The sequence below is a fragment of the Streptomyces sp. NPDC111520 genome (genome assembly GCF_055635295.1).
On record NZ_JBVKBW010000012.1, the window covers coordinates 244095 to 263190 of the forward strand.

The following is a 19096-nucleotide window of genomic DNA, read 5'->3' on the forward strand; positions in this document are numbered from 1 at the left end:
TCTGAGCGCGTACGGCGATCCGCGCGGATTTCCCTCCGCGCGGTCGCACGCTGTCGGCGGCTGCCCGTATCAACCGTCACCCTGCTCGATGTCCAGATGGACCGGACCCCGAAGAACGGGGCTGGGCCGGTACGGCGGCGGGTCGGCGACCAGCCTGGGGCGGTCGAGCCGGCGTACCAATTCGGTCAGCGCGATCTGCGTTTCCCGCCGGGCCAGCGGGCCGCCGAAACACAGGTGGATGCCGCTGCCGAACCCCAGGTGCTGGTTGTCACGCCGATCCGGGTCGAAGCGGTCCGGATCGTGGAAGCGCTTCGGATCGCGGCTGCCTGAGGCCAGCATGAGCATGATCCGCGAGCCCTGGGGGATGACGGTGTCGGCGACGGTTACGTCGCTGTACGCCACCCGCCAGGGAATGATGTGCACGGGGGGCTCGTAGCGCAGCAGTTCCTCGACCAGTGGCACGACGAGGTCGGGTTCGTCGCGCAGTCGCTGCAGCACCTGAGGGTGGCGCAGCAGTGTCACCATGCCGTTGGTGATGAGGTTCACGATGGTCTCGTGGCCGGCGATGAGGAGCAGTCTGGCGGTGGCGACGATTTCGGCGTCGGCCATCCGGCCGTCGGGCCCGTCGTCGTTGGCCAGCCGTGACAACAGGCCGCCTCCCGGCCGGCCGTGGCTCTGTTCCACCAGTTCGCCCAGGCACTCGTACAAGTCCTTGCGGGCCTGTACGCCCTTGTCCAGTTTCTCCTTCGGGTCGGTCTCGGGGTCGTAGTCGACCGAGTTCATCAGGTCGCTCACCCAGCGGTGGACATTCGGTTCGCTCTCGGGTGGCACGCCGAGCAAGCGACAGGTAACGGTCACGGGGAGCGGGAAGGCGAAATCGTCGACGACGTCGATCCGCTCCTTGCCCGCGACATCGTCGATCAGGCCCGCGACGACGGCGGTCAGGTCGCTTTCCATGCCGATCACCAGCCCCGGGGTGTGCGGGGGGCCGAAGTGACGCATCGCCATACGCCGCAGGCGATCGTGCTCGGGCGGGTCCATGTGGATGAACGACGATGTGGCCGCTCCCTCGACGGGGGGTGGCGGATGCGACAGATTGCGCAGGTCGGAGCTCAGATGCGGGTCGTTCAGTACGTCCGTGATCTCACGGTACGTACTGATGACGTAGCCGCCGTCCTCCTGCCGAGCCACCGGTGTCTCACGCAGCTCGGCATACAGCGGGTACGGGTTCGCCCGGGCGGAGTAGTCGAAGATCCGTTGCAGTATGCCGGGCGTATCAGTTGTGGTGGTCCGGTTTTCCGCCTGTCGATGCTGGTGCACGGCCGTGACGCGGCGCCCACCCGGGTCCTGGCCGGTGACGACCACCGTGGCGCCCTGAGCGAGCAGGGCGGGGCCGGGGAGATCGACGGGCACCGGTTTCACGTCGGCCGGCTGGTCCGGCGTGGGGCAGGGGGGCGGGAAGGGTGCGGCCGTCTCGATCAAGTGTCGGTAGTGGTCCAGCCACTTGCCGTTGTCGAAGCTCACGGCAGCGGTGACGCGGCCCCGGTAGCCGTATGCGGTGACGAAGCGGCGGTCGTCCAGCGAGCCCTGGGTGACGGCCACTTCGTCGGCGAAGGTCGGCACGCCTACGGACTTGATGTTGACGCCGAACTGGATCGACCAGAACAGCGGGATGGACAGGTGGGTTCGGCGGTCCTCCGGGGCGCTGACCATGTTGTGTGCCGCGACCTCTGCCTGCTCGACGGCGTTGACCCAGTGCTCCATCGATATGAGCCGGTTCTCGGAGACGGGGTTCGGGCAACGTGCCACGTCTCCCGCGGCGAAGACGTCGTCGGTGACGCGGCCGTTGATGTCGAGGGCGCGGCAGCCCGTGTCGCACGTGATTCCCCAAACGCCCGCCGCCAGTCCCGACTCCCGCAGCCACTCGGTGTTTCGGATGCTCCCGAGTGCCATCACCGCCACATCCGCGTCAACCGTACTGCCGTCGTCGAAGTGAGCACGGCGAAAGCGTCCCTGCCCGTCGCCCTCCAGTCGGGCGACTTTGACACCGCACCGCAGGTCGACACCGTGGGCGCGCTGCATGTCGGCCGCAACCTCGCCGATCATGGCGCCGAGCGCGCCGACCAGTGGGGCCGGCGCGAGTTCGGCGACGGTCACCGGGATGCCCCGCTCGCGGCAGACGGAGGCGATCTCGGAGCCGGTGAAGCCCGCACCGATGACCAGCACGCGGGAGGGCCCGGCCGCGAGGGCCCGCTGCAGGCTCTCGGCATGCTCGCGTGTACGGAGGACGAACACTCCGTCCAGGGCCGCCTCGGACTCGACGAACCACGGCCGGGCCCGTACCCCCGTGGAGATCAGCACCCGGTCGAAGGGAACCTCGCGTCCGTCAGCGAGACGCACGTGGTGCGTCGCGAGGTCCAGCCCGTCGGCGGGCACGCCCCGCAGCCACTGCGCATCGATGGGACGACGGCGGGGCAAAGCGGTGCCTCTGGCCGGCACCCATCCGGTCAGTACTTGCTTGGACAGGGGAGGCCGGTCGTAGGGCTCGCCCGTCTCGTCACCGATCATGGTCAACGATCCGGTGAACCCCTCTTCTCGCAGTGCCTCGGCAGCCCGCAGGCCCGCCAGGGAAGCTCCGACGACCACGATGCGCCCATCGCGCCTGAACGCACGCAGGCTGTCGGCACTGGTCATGACGGTGAGCCCTCCGCCGGTGCGTGCATCGCCTCCGGCCGGTCGACCAGGATCGCCTGGACCGGGCAGGCCGCCGCGGCGCGTAGCACCTGATCGCGCCGGGCGTCATCGGGGTTCGGGTCGTACATGAGCGCTTCCTCGCCGTGCATCCGGAACGCCTCCGGAGCCAGGAACGCGCACTGCGCATACCCCGCACATTTGGAGAGATCAACGACAACCTTCACCCCGACCTCCATGGGCAGTAGCCGCTGCAGTCCCTCACGCCGACGCCGCCTCGTCGCGCGGAGAACTCCGTCCGCTACCCACCCTGGAAAGAATTGATCATCGCAACTCAGGCGGTCTGCGGCGATCAGGCACGCACCCGTGGCACGGCTGCATTGGGGTTACGCACGCGGCGCCCTTGGATTGCCGTTTCGACGAAACCCACGCGGTACGGTCCGTCGGAAACCGTCACGAAACCAGCGTAACAGCGGCACGGATACCGGCCGGTCCGATTGCCCGGGAGACGCCTGACATCCAACTTTGACATCAACGACGCTGGTCAGCGGCGTACCTGGTGGAGAACCGGCGTACGCGGCACGGCAGCGGGACGCCGAGTCTGCAGCGGTCGGATCGATCTCCGGGAGCGGTGGCCGGCGGCAGCGCCTTGCCCGTCGCGTGTCCACTCGGCAGGACTCGGGCGCGCGGCTGCGGACGAAGACGACGATCAGCCGTGAGACGGAGCGCGGCGGGCATCGTCTGCCTCGGCGTGCCTCTCGGCCTCGCGCGCACAGCAGCGTGATCAAATGGGGCATGGCATCGTCCTGGACCGGTAATCGGGTACGCCTGCGCGCTGTCGAGCCTGACGACTGGACGGCGTTCGCGCGTTTCGCCGACGATGACGGGCCGCGAGGGGGCCGGCTGGATCTGCCGAGGTCTGCCGAGAGCTACCGTGCCTGGGCGAAGGAGCAGGCCGTCGCCGAGTGCGATGACGACCGCTTCCGGTTGGCGGTCGAAGCGACGGCCACGAGAGAGCTGGTCGGCACAATCGGCTCACATCGCACCGGCCCTCGCTCAGGCTGGTTCGAGTTCGATATCACCATCAGCGTCGGCCACCGGCGCAAGGGCTACGCGACGGAAGCCGTAGTACTCCTGCTGCGCTTCATGTTCGCCGAGCGGCGCTATCACAAATGCCTGGCGGCGGTTTTGGCCCACAACGAGGCATCGCTGGCGCTTTTCCGTGGGCTCGGCTTCACCGAGGAGGGGCGCCTGCGGGAACACGTTTTCTTCGCCGGCGAACACCACGACCTCGTCATGATGGGGATGCTGCACAGCGAGTTCGACCGGCGAGACACGATGTGTCCATGAGCCGGCGATCCGCGCGTGCGTGGAACGGGTGCTCGGACTCGCACGACGTTTTGTTGTCTGCGGGTGGAGGCGGCCTACGGCCGAAAGGCGGAGTGCCCTCAGCCGCGCAAGGTCGCACGCAGGTGCAGGCCGTCGGTCGCGAGACCTTCGAAGGTGGTGACCCGGTAGCCGGGTTCCGTGCCGGGCGGCTCGCTCAAGTGGTAGCGGCGGGCTGTCTGCGCCGTCATCAGCGTGAGCATGGCCATGGCCAGGGCGGCTCCCTCACAGCCATGGGGTCCGGTACCGAAGCCGAGGAAGACCCCGGGGTTAGCCGAGGAGCCCGCATCGTCGAGCCAGCGCTCGGGCCTGAACTGGTCCGGTTCGGTGTGTTCCCGTGCATCGCGGTGGGCGGTGTAGGGGCAGACGAGAACGGTGGATCCGGCGTCGATGGTGTAGTCGGCGAGCTGAGTCTGCCGCGGGGCGCGCCGGGTGAGCAGCCAGCTCGGGGGGTGCAGCCGGAGCACTTCGCGTACCAGCGCCTGGGTGTACTGCAGGTTCTCGAGGTGGGTGCTGGTCGTCGTGGCCGGGTCGTCGGGCAGCAGGGCGGCTTCGGCCGCGACGCGGTCCGCGGCCTGGACGTATCGGGCGAGGTTGAGCAGGATCCACCCAGCTGCCCGGGAGGGTGTCTCGAAGGTGGCGACGGTGATCCCGGGGAGGGTGTCGAGGATGACTTCTTCCGACAGCAGGCCATAGCGGGATGAGGGACGGAGCATCTGCCCCAGCACGTCGTCACCGAGCCGGCCCGATGAACGGCGCCGGCGGACGATGGGTTGCAAAGCGTCGGTGAAGGCGACTTGCCGCCGTGTGCGGAACCGCCGCGCCGGTGTGGGGACCCAGCGTGGCAACACCCAGTGCGAGGGGCGTACGAGCACCTCGCGGGCCACGAAGAGCTGCCACGCGAGAGGCAGCAGGGCGGGAGCGTCTTCGGAGAAGAGGTAGCGCACGCCGATCTCTGCCAGAACGGGCCGGATGGCGGGCAGAATCTCGACGTCCCGGCCCGCGGGCCACTGGTCGACAAATCGAGCGGTCCCGGGCGCGATCTCGCCGATCCGGGCCGCAACCGCCTGCGGGCGCAGTCCGCGCATACGGGCGGCGCGAGCGTGCACCCGTTCCTCGGGCATCGGCGCTCCGCCGGTCCGCTTCAAGGGCGGAAAAAGGGGTGAGGACGGCTTGGGGAAATCCTGCGCGCGGCGCAAGACCGATTCACACACCCCGGCTGTAGCGGCTACGTAGACACCCGGCTCCAACTGCCAGATGTCCCCGCACTCGTCAGCGCCACGGCACACCAGCCCGAGCCGGTCGCGGCTCCAGGCCGCGAAGCTGCCTCCGGGCAGTCGCGGCGGCTCATTCACTCGGCCCATGGGATCGCCCTTGACTTCTCGTGCCGGTCAGGCCGATATCGTCAGCAGCATGGCCAGGAGCCGGCGGGAGCCCGGGGCGCCCGCCGACCTGCCGGTCAGACCCTCTCGTCGACGGTGTGCGTGCCCCAGTCATGGGCCCCGTACGCACCGTAGTTGCGGGTGAAAGACAACTTGGCGAGCAGCTTGGCGATCATCAGGCACTCCTCTCGCTTGCCTTCCGGCTTTCTCTACCATACGTCCAACTTCTCCGCATATGGGACGTGGATGCAAGGCGCGTGCTTGAGGGCGGGGCCTGCAGCAGATCGCCGTATCGCCCCGGAAGCGGCGGTCAATGCTGTTCCCGGGTGCGAGGTGTGGCGGCGCCGGGCACCTCGAGACCGGTGGCGCAACGCACCGAAGGCATCGCCGTGCGCCGGGGGCCACTTCGGATCCAGTAGCGGCCCACCGTCGTCACCGGCTGCCTCATGGCAATCGCCTTGCCGCCGGCCGTGGCGACATCGCGCACTGATCCTCAGGAGGAGGTCTGAGCGGAGTCGTCGAGGTGGGCCGAGGCGAGGCGGGGGAGCGGGTCGGTCACGGGGTGTCTTCCAGCAGGGTCTGCAGGAGGCCTTGCAGGTGCCCGGCCAACTCGTCGGGATCCGCCTCCACCAGTGCCGTGTTCCCGATCAGTTTCCGCATCAGCCACACGCCGGCGATCACCGACAGTGCGAGCGCAGACCGTTCCGATGTGTTTTCGCCTGTCATCATGCCGATGAGGTGCCGTTCCACATGCCGTTCGATGCCCTGGCGGGCGATTTCGGCGGTTCGTGGATTGGACGCGGACCGCAGCATCAGCAGGAAGGGGCTCAGTTCGTCGGCCCCGGGGGCGGTGCGCTCCACCAGTGAACGGGCGACGTCGTGGGCCAGTGCCGCCGGATCGCTGCCGACCACGGTCCGCGGGGCGAAGGAGGTGTCCACCACCTCGGCGAACAGTTGTTCCTTGGATCCGAAGTAGCGGTTGACCATCATCGCGGTGACGCCGGCGTCCTTCGCGATGTCCCGCACGCCGGCGGCGTCGTAGCCGAGGCGGGTGAAGGCTTCCACGGCGGACGAGAGGATCGCCTCGCGGGTCGCTGCCGCGTTGCGGGACCGGCGGGGGGCGGCAGGCGGCGGCTCGTGCCGAGGCGATTCGTTCTCCACGACACGAGTGTAATGAGGCCGAAACGCCGGTCTACGGATGTAGAGCTTCAAGGTTCTCCGCGGCCCGTGCCGCCATTCGGCGAGTAGAGCCCGGGCGGGGCCGTCGACCGACGGCGAGGCGCCGGATCTGCGCCGGGCAACCGCTCCGTGGTTCCCGTAAGGGCGAAGGGTTTCCGGAAGGCCGGCGACTCGGTCCGCGCCCTGCCCGAGCGGCCGGTGGGAACGGCGCCCGACCTGGCGAGCCGAACCCTCCGCAGTGCCGTCGGGCGCGGCCGCCACGCGCCCGACTTGTGCACGGAGCGACCGGCGCGGGCCGCCTTGTGCTGGCTTTGCCGTGCGGGCCGCCGCGCGAGGCATCCCGAGCGCGGAGGCGATTCGGCGGGCGGCCCGCATCGGTGGCCCGCTCAGAACGCGGAGCGGATCAGTCCGCCGTCCACGCGGATCGTGGCACCGCTGATGTACTCGGCGTAGTCGCTGCACAGGTATGCCACGGCGGCGGCGATTTCGTCGGGCTTGCCGAAACGGCCGCGGTCGTTCGGGATGAGGGCCTCGACCGCGTTCGGCTGGACTTCCTCCCAGGTCTGTCCCCACCCGCGGGCGGGACCGAGCGCTGTGACGAACTCCTTCGTCGCTTCGACGAGGATCGCGCCGGGCGAGACGATGTTCGAGGTGACGCCGGTGCCCTTGAGATCGCGGGCGAGCGACACGGCGAGGTTGTGCCGGGCGGCCAGCGTGGCGTTGTACTGCGGATGGGTGTTCATCGGCTGTGAGGCGAGTCCGCCGCCGATCGTGACCACCCGGCCCCAGCCGTGTTCGCGCATGGCCGGAACCAGATGGCGGATCATCCTGACACCCGAGACGACGTTGACGTTGTAGGCCTCGGTCCACTCCGCCGGACTCGCCTCAGCCCACGACAGGTGCCGGTAGAAGCCGGCGTTGTTCACGAGGATGTCGACGGGGCCGTCCGCGGTGGCGGCCCGGGCGACCGCGGCGGCGCCCTCGTCCGTGGCCAGGTCACCCAGCACCGTGCCGACGGTGCCGCCGGCCCGGCGGATGTCTTCGGCGACCTGCTCGGTGCGGTCCTTGTCCCGGCCGTGGATGACGACCGCGGCGCCCTCCGCCGCCAGCATTTTCGCGGTGGCCTCGCCCAGGCCGGCGCTCGAGCCGGTGACCAGAGCGCGCTTGCCCTCGAGATTGAGGTTCATTCCTTGCTCCCATACGGATCGCTCCCGCGCCGCAGCGCGGGAAGGTCGTGCTTCGCAGCTAAGTATACAGATGTAGACTTATAGTGTTCTCGTGTGGGTGCTGGCACGGCTCGATGGCCCCCGAGATGTCCCGCTGTTTTCGGATGGGGCCCGGTGGGGGAGCCGACGGGTAGCCCGGCTTCGCGCCGCAGAGCGAGCCTGCCGACGGTCCGCCGGCCCTCGCCCAGACGCCGATGGCACCCCGCCGGAACCCCGCATGGGCATCGACGCCGGCGCGGTCGTTGACCCCGAACTACGCGTCAACGGGGTACAGGGACTCCGCGTCGCCGACGCGTCGGTCTTGCCGACACCGCTCTCCGCCCACAACCACGCCACCGTCCTCGCCATCGCGGAGAAGGCGGCAGAACTGATCACGCGGTCCAGGTGACCCCCACTCGGAACGCCCGACCCGATGACCGGACGGGGCCGACGTCCGTCCACGCCGCCCGGCGATAACCCCTGCGAGGCGCTTGCGGCGCGCAGTTGTACGCGGCTACTTCGTGCGTGCGGGTGTGGGCGGGTCCGCTGGTGAGACTTCCGCGGCGGATTCGTGGTGCGGGCGCAGACCCAGGACCAGGCCGAGGATCAGCACGGTGATCCCCAGCCATACCGATGGATTCGGCGTGCCGCTGCCCGAGATGGCGCCGACAACCGCCGCGGCGAGCGGCGCGACGCCGGTGAGCAGTCCGGCCCGCCCGGCACCGACGGCGCGGACCGTCGAGTACCACAGGACGAAGGCGACCGCCGTGACCATCAACGCCAGGTAGCCGACGGCGGCCCACTGGGCACCGGACAACTCCCGCACCGCCGAGGGCCCTTCGCAGACCGCAGCGAGAAAGGCCAGGAGTACGGCGGCCATCCACATCGCGTGCACGGACACCCCCCAGGGGGAGTGCCGCCGCAGGACCGGTACCGCGAGAAGGGTGAAGGCGGCCTCGCATGCCAGGGCCAGCGCCGCCCAGCCCACCCCCACGGCGTCTGTGCGACCCGTTCCCTGCACCAGTACCGCTCCCGCCACGACCACCGGTGCCGCCGACAAGATCTGGCGGCTGGGTCGGCGCCCCTCCAGCGCCGGGCCCACCGCCGCGAGGACCACCGGTGCGCAGGCGACCGCGACGGCCACCACCGCGGGCTCGGCATGGCCGACGCCCCGGACCACGGCCACGTTGAACAGCAGCAGCCCGGTGACAGCGATCCCGGCGAGCCACAGCCACTCCCGTCCTTGCGGCCACGCCAGCCGTGCGCCGGCGAGCCGGGCGACGACCAGCAGGATCACTGTGGCCATCGCATAGCGAACCGCCTGCGGGGTGAACAGCGGAGCGTCCACGAGGGTGTGCGAAACGGTGACGCTGCTGCCGACCAGCGCCATTCCGAGGATGCCGGGCACGAGGGGGGTGAGGGAAGCGAAAGGTGTGCGCATATCGCCCACGCTGCCGGGACAATGGACGTCATGGACAGGTCCACGAAGGCGTCCGTCGAGGGGTCCAAAGAAACGGAAAGTCCAGCGGCCGAGGTGTCGGACCGCGGTACTTCAGTGGGCTCGGACTTCCTGCAACTGGAGATCGGCCACGTGCCCGCGGGCGGGCGCACCGCCTGGCTCACGGACCGGCTGCGGTCCGCCATCGCCGATGGCCGGCTGCGTGTCGGAGCGAGGCTGCCCGCCAGCCGGGTCCTGGCTGAGGAACTGCACGTCACCAGGGGCGTGGTCACAGAGGCCTACCGGCGGCTCGCCGAGTCGGGACAGATCGCAGGTCGCGGCCGGCTCGGGACGGTCGTCGTGGCGGCTCCCGCCGCTCCGCCCGCACGCGCACACGACGTGCCGGGGACCGGAGCCGGATCCGGGGCCGCGATCTTCACCTCGGGCGACCGCGACGGCGTCGTCGACGTGCTGCGGGCCATGCCCTGCCACATCGACCTGTCACCGGGTGTCCCCGACCTCGCCGCCTTCCCCCGCACCGGGTGGCTGCGCGCCGAGCGTGCCGTCCTCGTGGACGCCACCCCGGCCGACTTCGGCTACGGCGATCCCCGGGGTGCGCCCGCCCTGCGCCGAGCGGTCGTGGGCTGGCTGGCGCGCAACCGAGGCATCCGCGCCGACCCCGAGGAGGTCGTGGTGGTCGCGGGTGTGGCGCAGGCTCTGAGCCTGCTCGCACGGCTGCTGTTGGCGGACGGCATCCGCCGTATCGCCGTCGAGGACCCCGGATCCCTCGGGGCGCGCCAGCAGTTGGAGTACGGAGGCCACTCGATCGTGCCCATCCGGGTGGACGCCGGTGGCCTCGACGTCGGTGCGGTGCGTGCCAGCGGCGCCCGGGCGGTGCTGCTGACCCCGGCCCACCAGTTCCCGACCGGTGTCGTGCTCGACGGGGAACGGCGCCGAGAGCTGCTGGGCTGGGCCGCCGAGGGCGGGGTGGTGATCGAGGACGACTACGACGCCGAGCACCGCTACGACCGGCCACCGGTGCCGGCGCTGCGCTCGTTGATGCCCGAGGGGGTCTGCTACGCGGGCAGTGTCTCCAAACTGCTGGCGCCCGCACTCCGCATCGGATGGCTCCTTGTACCGCCGGACCGGCTGGACGCCGTTGTGGCCGCCAAACGGTACGCCGACCTGGGCAACGGCGTCCTCTCCCAACTGGTCCTCGCCCGGCTGATGGACTCCGGTGAGTTGGAACGGCATCTGCGTCATGTCCGAGGGCGCCACCGCCGGCGCCGGGACGTGATGCTGAAGGCCATCGAGGAGCACCTTCCCGGTGCCCACGTGCACGGGACAGCCGCAGGCCTGCACCTCATGGTCACGTTCGGCGACCCGCCCGGCGGCGCGCACGACCGCGGCCTGTCCGACGGCGCCCTCGCCGCGGCGGCCCTCGAACGGGGCGTGAAGGTACATCCGCTCTCCTGGCACCGCATCGGCCCCGGGCTGCCCGGCCTGGTACTCGGCTACGCGGCGGGCTCCGCCCACGACATCGAGGAGGGCATCGCCACCATTGGTGCCGTCATGCGCGGGCTTCGTCCCTGACGCCTGTACGTCACCACTGCGCCCCGCTGATCCCGAAGGCACGCCCCAGGCCTGAGACCGGCGGCTCTGGTCACGCTGCGGCTGCTTGAAGCGTGGGCGGCTCCGGGTTCGGACGACGAGGCGCCTCTTGTGACCCGCGGTCATGCGTTCCGCGGCAAGCGCCGGAGGCGTGTGCATGACCTGTCACTTCTTGGCGGGCCGAGGCAAGAGCCTCGCAAGCCGGCCGCACCGCCGGTGACCGCACCGCACCGGCACGAGCGCCGTCGTTGACGGCGGCCGGCTGCTTTCGAGCCGAGTCCCGCGACGACCCGATACCGGCAGCTCAAACGCCCGGCCACGTCCGTTCACCCGCGTGACCGGCCAGGCCGAGCAGCAGCACGATGGACCGTCCCGGCCCGCGCGGCCGCAGGGACTGCATGTCCTGCCGCTCCGCGATCGCCTGAAACGGCCTGCGATACCTCACGGGTATGGGTGGTGATCGAATTCGTCATTGATCCCCGTGCAGGGCAGGACATCTAATCGCTGAGAGCGGATGCAATCCGATGCAATCCGGAATGCCGAAATAGATGGAGTACGTGAAATGGGTCAGCTCGACGGCAAGGTCGCGGTCGTCACAGGCGGCAGCAAGGGCATCGGCCTTGCTGCCGCGCGGCGCTTCGCTGAGGAAGGCGCCCACGTCTACCTCACTGCCCGCAACAGGGAAGAACTCGACGCGGCGGTGGCCTCCATTGGACCGGCGGCCACCGGCGTAGCCGGCGACGTCACCAATCTTGACGATCTCGACACGCTTTTCGCCACGGTCGGCAACGACGGCCGTCGCGTCGACGTTCTGTTCACGAACGCCGGCGGCGGCGGGTTCGTGCCCCTGGAGGCGGTGACGGAGGAGCACTTCGACCAGGTCGTCGGACTCAACATGCGTGGCACGTTGTTCACGGTGCAGAAGGCCCTGCCTCTGCTCAACGACGGCGCGTCGATCATCCTCGCGTCCTCCATTGCCGCCAGCTCTGCCATCGCCGGGCTGGGTGTCTACGCCGCCGCGAAGGCGGCGATCGTCTCCTTCACCCGTACCTGGGCCAGTGAACTCAAGGGCCGCGGAATTCGCGTCAACGCACTGGCGCCTGGTTCGACGGACACCCCTGGTGTGGACGAGGCCGCTCCCGAAGGCGTCAGCCACGAGGACTTCAAGACCATGCTGGCCGGCTCGGTCCCGCTGGGTCGCGTCGCGCGGCCCGAAGAGCAGGCCTCCGCGGCGCTGTTCCTCGCTTCCGGACAGAGCAGCTATGTGACCGGCGTCGAGCTGCTCGTCGACGGCGGGCTCGTCCGGGCCGCCTGATATTGGACCACTGACCGGGCCGGCGACGATCCGCACCTGCTCCCGACGAGGAACTGCCGGCCGGGTCGGCCCTCACCTGCGCGGCGTGAGGGCATCTTGTCCGGCGTGGTGGTCAACGGGCGCGTGCAGCCGACCTCCGGGGGCTTGGCCATCCCACGACGTGAACGGCTCGGCCAAGGGAATGGTCGGCAACCGCGACGCTGCTCCACGCCTGGCGAGGCGGACGGTTGTCAGTCGGTCTCGGGGTCGCCGGGATCCTGGAGTAGCCGGGCCGCCAGCTCGTCGGCCCACTGCACGGCCCAGGAGCGCAGCGCGGCAATGGTGGACTCGTCCAGGCCGTAAGCGGCGAAGGCCTCGTCATCGGTCCACTCGGCGCCGGCGAGGTTGGCCTGGAGATCCTCTCGCTCCCAGGGCTGGCAGGTCCAGCAGCTGGAAATCGCCCCACTCTCCGCCCGCTTCACCGTGTCCGACCCGGACACGGGGCAGGAGTGCGAGGTCGACGTCCTCAAAGAAATCTTCTGGCGCCCGGTCGCCCACAGCTCCTACGGGCCCGTCCTCGCCGAGGAAGATGTCATCCGCCTCCAGCCCGGCACGGAGCGTGACCGCGATGTCGGTCATGGGCTCCGGGCTTTGCGTGGCGACGTCGAGATCTTGGCTGGGACGGTTGACGAGACGGTGCGCCCGGACGGCGTAGCCGCCGGTGAGCACCAGCGGATAGGCAGAGCCGAGGGCGAGGACGTCGGCCAGGAGCCGCTTGTGCAGCTCTGGCATGTCTGTCATGCGGCGGCGCGGGCGGCGAGCTGCGGGAAGGCGTCTTCCCAGACGGTACGCACGGTTCGTCCGACGAGGGTGCGCAGGACCGGCCACATCTGCAGGAGGAGATCCCCGTTGAGGTAGAGGGGCAGGTCGTCGCGCAGCCCTTCGTGGAGAACGGTGCGGTACAGGCCCATGCGCTGGCGAGGTTTTTCCATGTCGTAGGAAGCCATCCCTGACCAGGCGATGTGCAGTGGCAGATCCACGGTCCCGCCGGTGGGGCCGTGCAGCCCGTCCAGCGACGCAGGCAGACGCTTGCGGAACTTCTCCCGATACAGCGCGAGGTCCTCGGCGTACGCGCCGGACTGGTCTGCGGTCCCGGACACCGGGGGGTGGGAGCTGGCTGCCATACGTCTCATTATGGCGGGCGGTCCGGGGGCCGCGGCTGCGCCGACGAATGCCAGCGGTCATACCCGGGGATTCATCACCGGTCGGATGAGCGGTATGACGGTGATTACAGGAAAGTCCGCAGCGTCACCTGTCGGTTCCCGTTGCGGCACGCAGCGGACGAGTGGACGTCCGGTGGTGGCAGTGCGGCCCGGGTCAGATAAGACTTGGTCTGACGTATCCGCTCGCGGCCCCCGGTCACTCTCGTCGCGCCGCGGCGATGCCGGCCACGAGTGCAGCCATCAGGTCGACGACCTCCACCCGCTCGGCCGGCTCCTCCACCTCGACCCCGGCTACTCGCCACCAACTGCTCCAGCGCCGCAGCGTACCCGTCGTGGAGTTCCTGGATCTCGACGCCCGCCAAGGCGTCCATGAGGAGCTCGGCGAGCTCGAGCTCCCGCTCCGTGACTGGGGCCGCGCTCGACAGGTCGTCCGGCTCCCGGATCTCCTCCGGCCAGAACAGCGTGTGCAGGACGAGCATCCCGTCGCGTGGCCGGAGCACTGCCAGGCGCTCCCTCGTTCGCAGCGTCACCTTCGCCACGGCGACCGTGCTGTGCCGTGCGAAAGCCTCGACGAGCGGCGCGTACGGACGCTGCCCTTGTTCGCCGGGGGTACCCACCCAGTACGGCTTCGTGTGCAGGACGGTCGACATCGTGCTCGTCGACGAACCCGAGGACCTCGACCGACTTCCTGGTGGGGAGGGGGAGCGCGGCCAGGTCCTCTTCGAGGAGTGCCAGCGTACGGCCGTCCGGCTGCTCCCAGCCGCGCGCGAGTAGAGGTGGACGAGCGTTGTGACCAGGCCGAAGGACACGCAGCCGGTTCAGATCGCGGGCATACCGACAGCGTCGAATGTGGGGCGGTGCGGCGCGCGGTGAGTTACTCCGGCGTAGCGGTTTCGCAGGCCCGTCCGGGGCAAGGCGCTCCAGTGGAGGTACGCCCACTTCGTCGCGGAATGGCGGCGACGCCGCCCGCCCGTCGCGGACTTGCGCCGAGGAGGTGCTTGGAAATGGTGCTTTTCCTGCTGCTTATCATCGCGGCGATCATCCTGGGTTTGATCGGCGCGGTCGCCCACGGCCTGTTCTATCTCTTGATCATCGGCGTCGTGGTCCTCGTGCTCGACTTCGTCTACATCGTCGCGAGGGGGCGTCACAGGCGTCAGAGTGTGCTCCGATGAGGGACCGCTCCCTTGGTCGTCCGCTGTCGTCCCCGTCAGCTTGGTGTCGCTCCGATCAGGTGCCCCTGGGGGGTTAAGACGCCGTCTGGAAGTGCGGCCTCGCCCCTCGAGTTGGCAGCACACAGATGGCGGCGCCGCTCTCACTGGTACATCGGCGAGGAGGTCATATGGATGAGAACACCCGCATGCACCGGCCCGGCGAGAAAGTCCCCGCCAGCGGCATCCATAAATGCACCTGCGGTCAAGGCCCACCGCTTCACAGCACGGACGTGCAGGGCCGCACCTTCCCGCCGGTCCCCCCGGAGTGCTCCGGGGTCGGCTGGTACCTCCTGACGCCCGTCCACGCGGAGCGCAGCCCGTAACCCCTTCAAGCAACCCGCCTGACTGTGCGGGGCCACGGCAAGCGGTCAGGCGGGCTACAGAAGCGATCCCGCCAAACACTGACCCGCCTGCCGCGGCGGGACCGCCACCCTTGGGAACGACCATGTTCATCAACAGCATCACCGCACGCCGGGTCGCCGCCACCGCTCTCGCGGCACCCCTCCTCGCTCTCGTCGGGGTCGGCACGGCCGCTGCCGCGCCACAGCAAACCACCACATCCACCCAGCAGTCCGTCATCGCCCACGGCGGTTGTTGGGGGTACGGCTGCGGCTACGGCGGCTACGGCGGCTACGGCTACGGCGGCTACGGATTCGGACCCGGGTTCGGGTACGGCCCCGGTTACGGCTATGGATACGGACCCGGCTACGGCTACGGCGGCAACGGCGTCATAGTCATACTGGGGTAACCGCAAACACGGACAGTGAGGCCCCGCCCGACGCAACCCTTCTTGGGCTGTTTTCTTGATCATCGGCGTCGTGGTTCTCGTGCTCTCCTTCGTCTACAACGTCGCGAAAGTACGTCACAGGCGTCAAAGAACCTTCTCTGAGGTACCGCCCCTCGGCGGCTCCGTTGCTGCCATCCCCGTCCGAGTGTGTCTGTCCGGCCAGGATGCCCCTGGGGCGGTTGAGGCGCAGTGTGGAAGTGCGGCCTCGTCCAAGCGGAACGAGATTCAGCCCTCAAGGGCGGGGCCGCCCCGGAACGCGGTCCCGTCGAACGCTCTGCCCGAGCCCCGGCGGGACCGCTCACGGACGCGGCTCTGCCTTGCTTCCCTTGGTTCTGGTGGGGTGGGGCCGCTCATCCGCCCGCCTGGCCGTGCGGGGCAAAGCTGCGGCTGGGCGGGCCCACGAACGCGGCCCCGCCGAAAATACGACCCGCCCGCCGCGGCGGGGCCGAATCACGCCCTCGGTCGGTCCCGAGGACGCTGACCACCAAGATCCACCCGCCTGCGACGGCAAAGGACGCCCACTCGCGATCGTGCTCACCTCAGGACAACGCCACGACAGCATCTGCGCTCGCCCTCTTCTGGAACGCATCCGTCTCCCCGCACCGGCCCGGGCCGACCGCGCTGCACGCCCGATCGGGTCGTCGCCGACAAGGCCTACAGCTCCCGCGGATTCCGTGCCTACCTGCGCAAACGCGGGATCGCCCACACCGTCCCCGAGAAGATCGACCAGCAACGGCACCGCCGGGACCGTCGTCGCCACGGCGGCAGACCCCCGATGTTCGCCCCGGAAACCTACCGCCGACGCAACACCGTCGAACGGTGCTTCAACCGGCTCAAAGCTTGCGCGGGATCGCCACCGATACGGGAGGACCGCCACCTCCTACGAAGCGGCAGTCACCTCCGCATCGTTCCTGCTCTGGGCAAGTTCGGTTTGAGGACGAACCCCAGCTGACTGCCGGTTCATTGCACGTGCGGGCCGGTGACGAAGTGACGGTTCTTGTCGTAGGGCCAGGCGTTGGCAATGCATCCGTGAAGGCCCTTGATCTGCTGCATCATCACAGGGGCCAGTTGGCCGGGACCCGCGCAGGTGGTGTGCGTGTAGCCCAGGAAGTGCCCGATCTCATGGTTGATGATCAGCGCCCGGTAGTCGTGGATCGGCCCGTCGAAGGTGGGTGAGCCCTTGACCCAGCGTTTGACGTTCACCACGACTCCACCGGAGACCTCGCAGTTGTACTCGCCCTCGGTGTTCTGGTGGATGCCCGCCCAGCACAGGGCGTCCGCCGTACCCGGTGTCGCGATCGTCACCGTGAGGTCGTGGGGTTGTCCCGCACTCACCAACTGGAAGCCGTGCAACGGGTCGTTGGTCCAGCCTCGGGGGGCGGCGAGTATGCCGGCGATCTCTTTCGCCGCTTGAGCGGGCGAGATATCGAGGCCTGTCTCGACCTTGACCACGTAGCGGAGCGGAAGCGGTCCCTCACCCACCTTCTCGCCACTGGCCAGCGCGGTGACGAAGGTACCTGGACCTGTCGAGGGGACGTCGGTCTCCGTGGGGAGCGACGTCGGCGTGCCACCGTCGTGCGTGGTGGCGACAAGCGCGCCCAGGACGATCAAGGCGACCGGGGCGACGGCGCCGGCCACGACTGGTATCGGGATGCGCCGTGGACGACGTGGCCGATCCACCAGGGACCGCAGTCCACCGCGCCGCGACGGCTGCGAACGTTGTGTGTCACGCTCGCAGGGTTCGGGGACTGGGCCCATGACAAGGAACCTCCATTGGGTCACGGCGTGGTTGTCACGTACGCCGTTCACCGTGGGGCGCGCTGGTGTCCATGCGGCTGCGACCGTGCATCGGCCATCGCTCGACTGGCCATCCGCGGTGTATCAACGCCGAAATGCCTCGCCCACCACCACCCGAGTGGGTAGGCGCACGGCGCCATTCAGTGCCGTGGCGTCTCAGTCAGACTCGGGCCAGTCAGGTGCGCCCAGGCGTGTGTTGTCCTTCGCAGGAGCATGCAACTGACTCCGACGTCCTGGGACGAGACAGGCGCGAGGCCCTTCAAGTCCCAGTGGCCACCCCATCCACCCAACGAGCACCAAGGCCACCATCGACACCGCTGGCACCAGGTCGGCCCATCACAGAAAAAAGCCAATGAAGCATCGCACTACTAATGGAAAACGACCTCTCAGTCCCCTCAACCATCTGGTGTGGCGCGCGGAAAGCCGACGGCAGCTGTCGGACTTCGCCCGCTCCCAGGACCTTGGTGCCCCGGAATCTTCCTGTTGCCCGCCGCATCCTTCGTGTCCCTCCCATTGCTTCGTCGAGGCTTCAGAGCACAACGAGCCGGGTCGCCGAGGGAAACATGACGGGGGCTGCCCCGCAGCAGACAGGTCATATGACTCATGTCCGGCCATGCGGTGATGCGTAGGCTCCTCAATGCGGCTTTGGCCTGCCGATCACCGGGCTTGAGCTTCGAACGAGACCCGGAATCCGATGTGCCGAATCATCCGCACACGAAGACAGGAACGAACCTCACTGGCGGTTCGGAAGGCGGGGTCTCGCAGTGGCTCAGGGCGTCGGCGAAGGTGATCCGCAGGTCGGGGGCGTCGGTCGACGGCGTGCTACGACGGACCGGGCGGTCAGCAGGGTGGGCCACACCTGCCATCACGTGGTCCTGCAGTCCGCGGACGACCCCGGCGGCGGTAGCTCGCAGGTGTCGGGACGGGCTGATGCTGTCCCTTCGGGGGTTCCGCTTCGCTGAATGTTGTCAGCTGTCAGTCTGACTGCCGTCAGATCGTAAGGCTGGAGAGGCCTCACCTCCGCATGCCATTCGGACAAGAAGAGGGGGTCGCGTCGGGGCCGGTCCGCACCGGTCTCAGCCGTCCGGCACCGGAGTTCGAAGGCGAACCCGCTGGCACGACTCGATAGTGACGCCACCTCAGTCACGAGGCATTGGCGCGAGTGGAATTGGTGGACCTTCGACGGGTGTCCACACGTCACATCGCGTGCGGTCAGGTGCATTAGATCTATTCGTTCAAAATTTGGGATCGTTCATGACTTCAGAGACATCCACCCGCCGGCATGCCAAACGGCGCCGGCCCGGCCTGCTGGCCGCGGCCGGAGCGCTGGTGGTCGCGGGTTCGGTGGCCGTGCCGCTGACGGCGCAGGCCACCGGCGCCGCGCCGGCGGACACCGCCCGGCAGCGGGACTTCGCCGCGGCGGCCGAGGAGTACCACGTGCCGGAGCAGGTGCTGCTGGCCGTGGCGTACCAGGAGTCCGCCTGGGACGGGCACGCCGGCGGGCACAGCGCCGCGGGCGGCTACGGCCCGATGCACCTGACCGACGTCACCACCGAGATGGTGTCCGGCGGCGCCGCCGGAGCGGCCGGCCGCAGCGACATCGCGTCCTTCGTCGCCGACCCGGCGCAGCACACCCTGCAGGCCGCGGCGAAGCTCACCGGCCTGTCCGCGGAGGAACTGCGCGGCGACCCGGCGGCGAACATCCGCGGTGGCGCGGCGCTGCTGGCGTCGTACCAGAAGGCCACCGGCGGCTCGGTCTCCGCCGGGGCCGGTGACTGGTACGGGGCGGTCGCCCGTTACAGCCAGGCCTCGCAGGCGCAGGGCGCCAAGGCCTTCGCGAACCGCGTCTTCGCCACCCTGGCCAAGGGCGCCGGCCGGACCACGGCGGACGG

At 69.4% G+C, this 19096-nt stretch carries 18 protein-coding genes and 2 pseudogenes; 9 read left to right on the plus strand and 11 right to left on the minus strand.

Going from position 1 to position 19096, the window contains the following annotated elements; genetic code table 11:
* Positions 1-69 precede the first annotated feature (69 nt).
* The 3 genes and pseudogenes from ACZ7MY_RS28150 to ACZ7MY_RS28160 all read right to left on the minus strand — a co-directional run bounded on the left by ACZ7MY_RS28150 (position 70) and on the right by ACZ7MY_RS28160 (position 2918).
* On the minus strand, positions 70-1041 hold the full coding sequence (locus ACZ7MY_RS28150; RefSeq protein WP_499606031.1) for a cytochrome P450: 972 nt from the start codon (positions 1039-1041) through the stop codon (positions 70-72).
* A gap of 282 nt (positions 1042-1323) precedes the next feature.
* Positions 1324-2694: pseudogene (locus tag ACZ7MY_RS28155) on the minus strand (NAD(P)/FAD-dependent oxidoreductase); the annotation flags it as partial.
* The gene (locus ACZ7MY_RS28160; RefSeq protein WP_499605988.1) at positions 2691-2918 is read right to left on the minus strand and encodes a ferredoxin; all 228 of its coding nucleotides are present in this window, start codon (positions 2916-2918) and stop codon (positions 2691-2693) included. The pseudogene ACZ7MY_RS28155 and the gene ACZ7MY_RS28160, both read right to left, overlap by 4 nt.
* A 568-nt stretch (positions 2919-3486) precedes the next feature.
* On the opposite strand from ACZ7MY_RS28160, the gene ACZ7MY_RS28165 reads away from it, so the two are divergent.
* On the plus strand, positions 3487-4041 hold the full coding sequence (locus ACZ7MY_RS28165) for a GNAT family N-acetyltransferase (protein WP_499605989.1): 555 nt from the start codon (positions 3487-3489) through the stop codon (positions 4039-4041).
* Positions 4042-4139: 98 nt separating this feature from the next.
* On the opposite strand, the gene ACZ7MY_RS28170 is transcribed toward ACZ7MY_RS28165, so the two are convergent.
* From ACZ7MY_RS28170 to ACZ7MY_RS28180, 3 genes are all read right to left on the minus strand, one after another.
* The gene (locus ACZ7MY_RS28170) at positions 4140-5201 is read right to left on the minus strand and encodes a cytochrome P450 (protein ID WP_499605991.1); all 1062 of its coding nucleotides are present in this window, start codon (positions 5199-5201) and stop codon (positions 4140-4142) included.
* Between the two features lie 813 nt (positions 5202-6014).
* Complete coding sequence (locus ACZ7MY_RS28175) at positions 6015-6620, minus strand: TetR/AcrR family transcriptional regulator (protein ID WP_499605993.1); 606 nt, start codon at positions 6618-6620, stop codon at positions 6015-6017.
* A 404-nt stretch (positions 6621-7024) separates the two neighbouring features.
* The gene (locus ACZ7MY_RS28180) at positions 7025-7825 is read right to left on the minus strand and encodes an SDR family NAD(P)-dependent oxidoreductase (RefSeq protein ID WP_499605995.1); all 801 of its coding nucleotides are present in this window, start codon (positions 7823-7825) and stop codon (positions 7025-7027) included.
* Between the two features lie 256 nt (positions 7826-8081).
* Between ACZ7MY_RS28180 and ACZ7MY_RS28185 the strand changes: the two genes are divergently transcribed.
* The gene (locus ACZ7MY_RS28185; RefSeq protein WP_499605998.1) at positions 8082-8252 is read left to right on the plus strand and encodes a GMC oxidoreductase; all 171 of its coding nucleotides are present in this window, start codon (positions 8082-8084) and stop codon (positions 8250-8252) included.
* A gap of 105 nt (positions 8253-8357) precedes the next feature.
* Here ACZ7MY_RS28185 and ACZ7MY_RS28190 read toward each other — a convergent pair whose 3' ends face one another.
* Positions 8358-9284, minus strand: coding sequence for a DMT family transporter (locus ACZ7MY_RS28190; RefSeq protein WP_499606000.1), 927 nt, complete (start codon positions 9282-9284; stop codon positions 8358-8360).
* 30 nt (positions 9285-9314) lie between these two features.
* Here ACZ7MY_RS28190 and pdxR point away from each other — a divergent pair, with 30 nt between their 5' ends.
* Together pdxR and ACZ7MY_RS28200 are read left to right on the plus strand one after the other, a co-directional pair.
* Positions 9315-10874: a MocR-like pyridoxine biosynthesis transcription factor PdxR gene (pdxR, locus tag ACZ7MY_RS28195; RefSeq protein ID WP_499606002.1), complete on the plus strand. Its 1560-nt coding sequence runs from the start codon at positions 9315-9317 to the stop codon at positions 10872-10874.
* Positions 10875-11454: 580 nt separating this feature from the next.
* A complete protein-coding gene (locus tag ACZ7MY_RS28200) occupies positions 11455-12207 on the plus strand; it encodes an SDR family NAD(P)-dependent oxidoreductase (protein ID WP_499606003.1) in 753 nt (250 codons plus the stop codon).
* 230 nt (positions 12208-12437) lie between these two features.
* On the opposite strand, the pseudogene ACZ7MY_RS28205 reads toward ACZ7MY_RS28200, so the two are convergent.
* From ACZ7MY_RS28205 to ACZ7MY_RS28215, 3 genes and pseudogenes are all read right to left on the minus strand, one after another.
* Positions 12438-12987, minus strand: a pseudogene (locus tag ACZ7MY_RS28205) (hypothetical protein).
* Positions 12984-13370 carry a hypothetical protein gene (locus tag ACZ7MY_RS28210; protein ID WP_499606005.1) on the minus strand — a complete coding sequence of 129 codons (387 nt, stop codon included), beginning with the start codon at positions 13368-13370 and terminating at the stop codon, positions 12984-12986. Before ACZ7MY_RS28210 ends, ACZ7MY_RS28205 begins: the two are co-directional and overlap by 4 nt.
* 104 nt (positions 13371-13474) lie before the next feature.
* On the minus strand, positions 13475-14059 hold the full coding sequence (locus ACZ7MY_RS28215) for a Ku protein (RefSeq protein WP_499606007.1): 585 nt from the start codon (positions 14057-14059) through the stop codon (positions 13475-13477).
* Between ACZ7MY_RS28215 and ACZ7MY_RS28220 the strand changes: the two genes are divergently transcribed.
* The 4 genes from ACZ7MY_RS28220 (at position 14040) to ACZ7MY_RS28235 (ending at position 16359) form a co-directional block, all read left to right on the plus strand.
* Positions 14040-14183: a hypothetical protein gene (locus ACZ7MY_RS28220; RefSeq protein WP_499606035.1), complete on the plus strand. Its 144-nt coding sequence runs from the start codon at positions 14040-14042 to the stop codon at positions 14181-14183. The genes ACZ7MY_RS28215 and ACZ7MY_RS28220 overlap by 20 nt on opposite strands.
* A 230-nt stretch (positions 14184-14413) precedes the next feature.
* Entirely contained in the window at positions 14414-14581 is a 168-nt protein-coding gene (locus ACZ7MY_RS28225) for a hypothetical protein (protein WP_499606008.1), read from the plus strand.
* 484 nt (positions 14582-15065) lie between these two features.
* Complete coding sequence (locus tag ACZ7MY_RS28230; protein ID WP_499606010.1) at positions 15066-15368, plus strand: hypothetical protein; 303 nt, start codon at positions 15066-15068, stop codon at positions 15366-15368.
* Between the two features lie 601 nt (positions 15369-15969).
* On the plus strand, positions 15970-16359 hold the full coding sequence (locus ACZ7MY_RS28235) for a transposase (protein WP_499606033.1): 390 nt from the start codon (positions 15970-15972) through the stop codon (positions 16357-16359).
* A gap of 8 nt (positions 16360-16367) precedes the next feature.
* On the opposite strand, the gene ACZ7MY_RS28240 is transcribed toward ACZ7MY_RS28235, so the two are convergent.
* On the minus strand, positions 16368-17045 hold the full coding sequence (locus ACZ7MY_RS28240) for a DUF3152 domain-containing protein (protein ID WP_499606012.1): 678 nt from the start codon (positions 17043-17045) through the stop codon (positions 16368-16370).
* A 1413-nt stretch (positions 17046-18458) separates the two neighbouring features.
* On the opposite strand from ACZ7MY_RS28240, the gene ACZ7MY_RS28245 reads away from it, so the two are divergent.
* Positions 18459-19096: transglycosylase SLT domain-containing protein (locus tag ACZ7MY_RS28245; RefSeq protein WP_499606013.1), on the plus strand; the 638-nt coding region annotated here is incomplete at its 3' end.

Excerpts from the sequence above, each read along its gene's own strand:
- ACZ7MY_RS28190 (WP_499606000.1), bottom strand. The coding sequence starts at position 9,284 with ATGCGCACACCTTTCGCTTCCCTCACCCCCCTCGTGCCCGGCATCCTC.
- ACZ7MY_RS28170 (WP_499605991.1), bottom strand. The coding sequence starts at position 5,201 with ATGCCCGAGGAACGGGTGCACGCTCGCGCCGCCCGTATGCGCGGACTG.
- pdxR (WP_499606002.1), top strand. The coding sequence starts at position 9,315 with ATGGACAGGTCCACGAAGGCGTCCGTCGAGGGGTCCAAAGAAACGGAA.
- ACZ7MY_RS28210 (WP_499606005.1), bottom strand. The coding sequence starts at position 13,370 with ATGGCAGCCAGCTCCCACCCCCCGGTGTCCGGGACCGCAGACCAGTCC.
- ACZ7MY_RS28225 (WP_499606008.1), top strand. The coding sequence starts at position 14,414 with ATGGTGCTTTTCCTGCTGCTTATCATCGCGGCGATCATCCTGGGTTTG.
- ACZ7MY_RS28215 (WP_499606007.1), bottom strand. The coding sequence starts at position 14,059 with ATGTCGACCGTCCTGCACACGAAGCCGTACTGGGTGGGTACCCCCGGC.
- ACZ7MY_RS28200 (WP_499606003.1), top strand. The coding sequence starts at position 11,455 with ATGGGTCAGCTCGACGGCAAGGTCGCGGTCGTCACAGGCGGCAGCAAG.
- ACZ7MY_RS28165 (WP_499605989.1), top strand. The coding sequence starts at position 3,487 with ATGGCATCGTCCTGGACCGGTAATCGGGTACGCCTGCGCGCTGTCGAG.
- ACZ7MY_RS28180 (WP_499605995.1), bottom strand. The coding sequence starts at position 7,825 with ATGAACCTCAATCTCGAGGGCAAGCGCGCTCTGGTCACCGGCTCGAGC.
- ACZ7MY_RS28150 (WP_499606031.1), bottom strand. The coding sequence starts at position 1,041 with ATGGACCCGCCCGAGCACGATCGCCTGCGGCGTATGGCGATGCGTCAC.
- ACZ7MY_RS28230 (WP_499606010.1), top strand. The coding sequence starts at position 15,066 with ATGTTCATCAACAGCATCACCGCACGCCGGGTCGCCGCCACCGCTCTC.
- ACZ7MY_RS28185 (WP_499605998.1), top strand. The coding sequence starts at position 8,082 with ATGGGCATCGACGCCGGCGCGGTCGTTGACCCCGAACTACGCGTCAAC.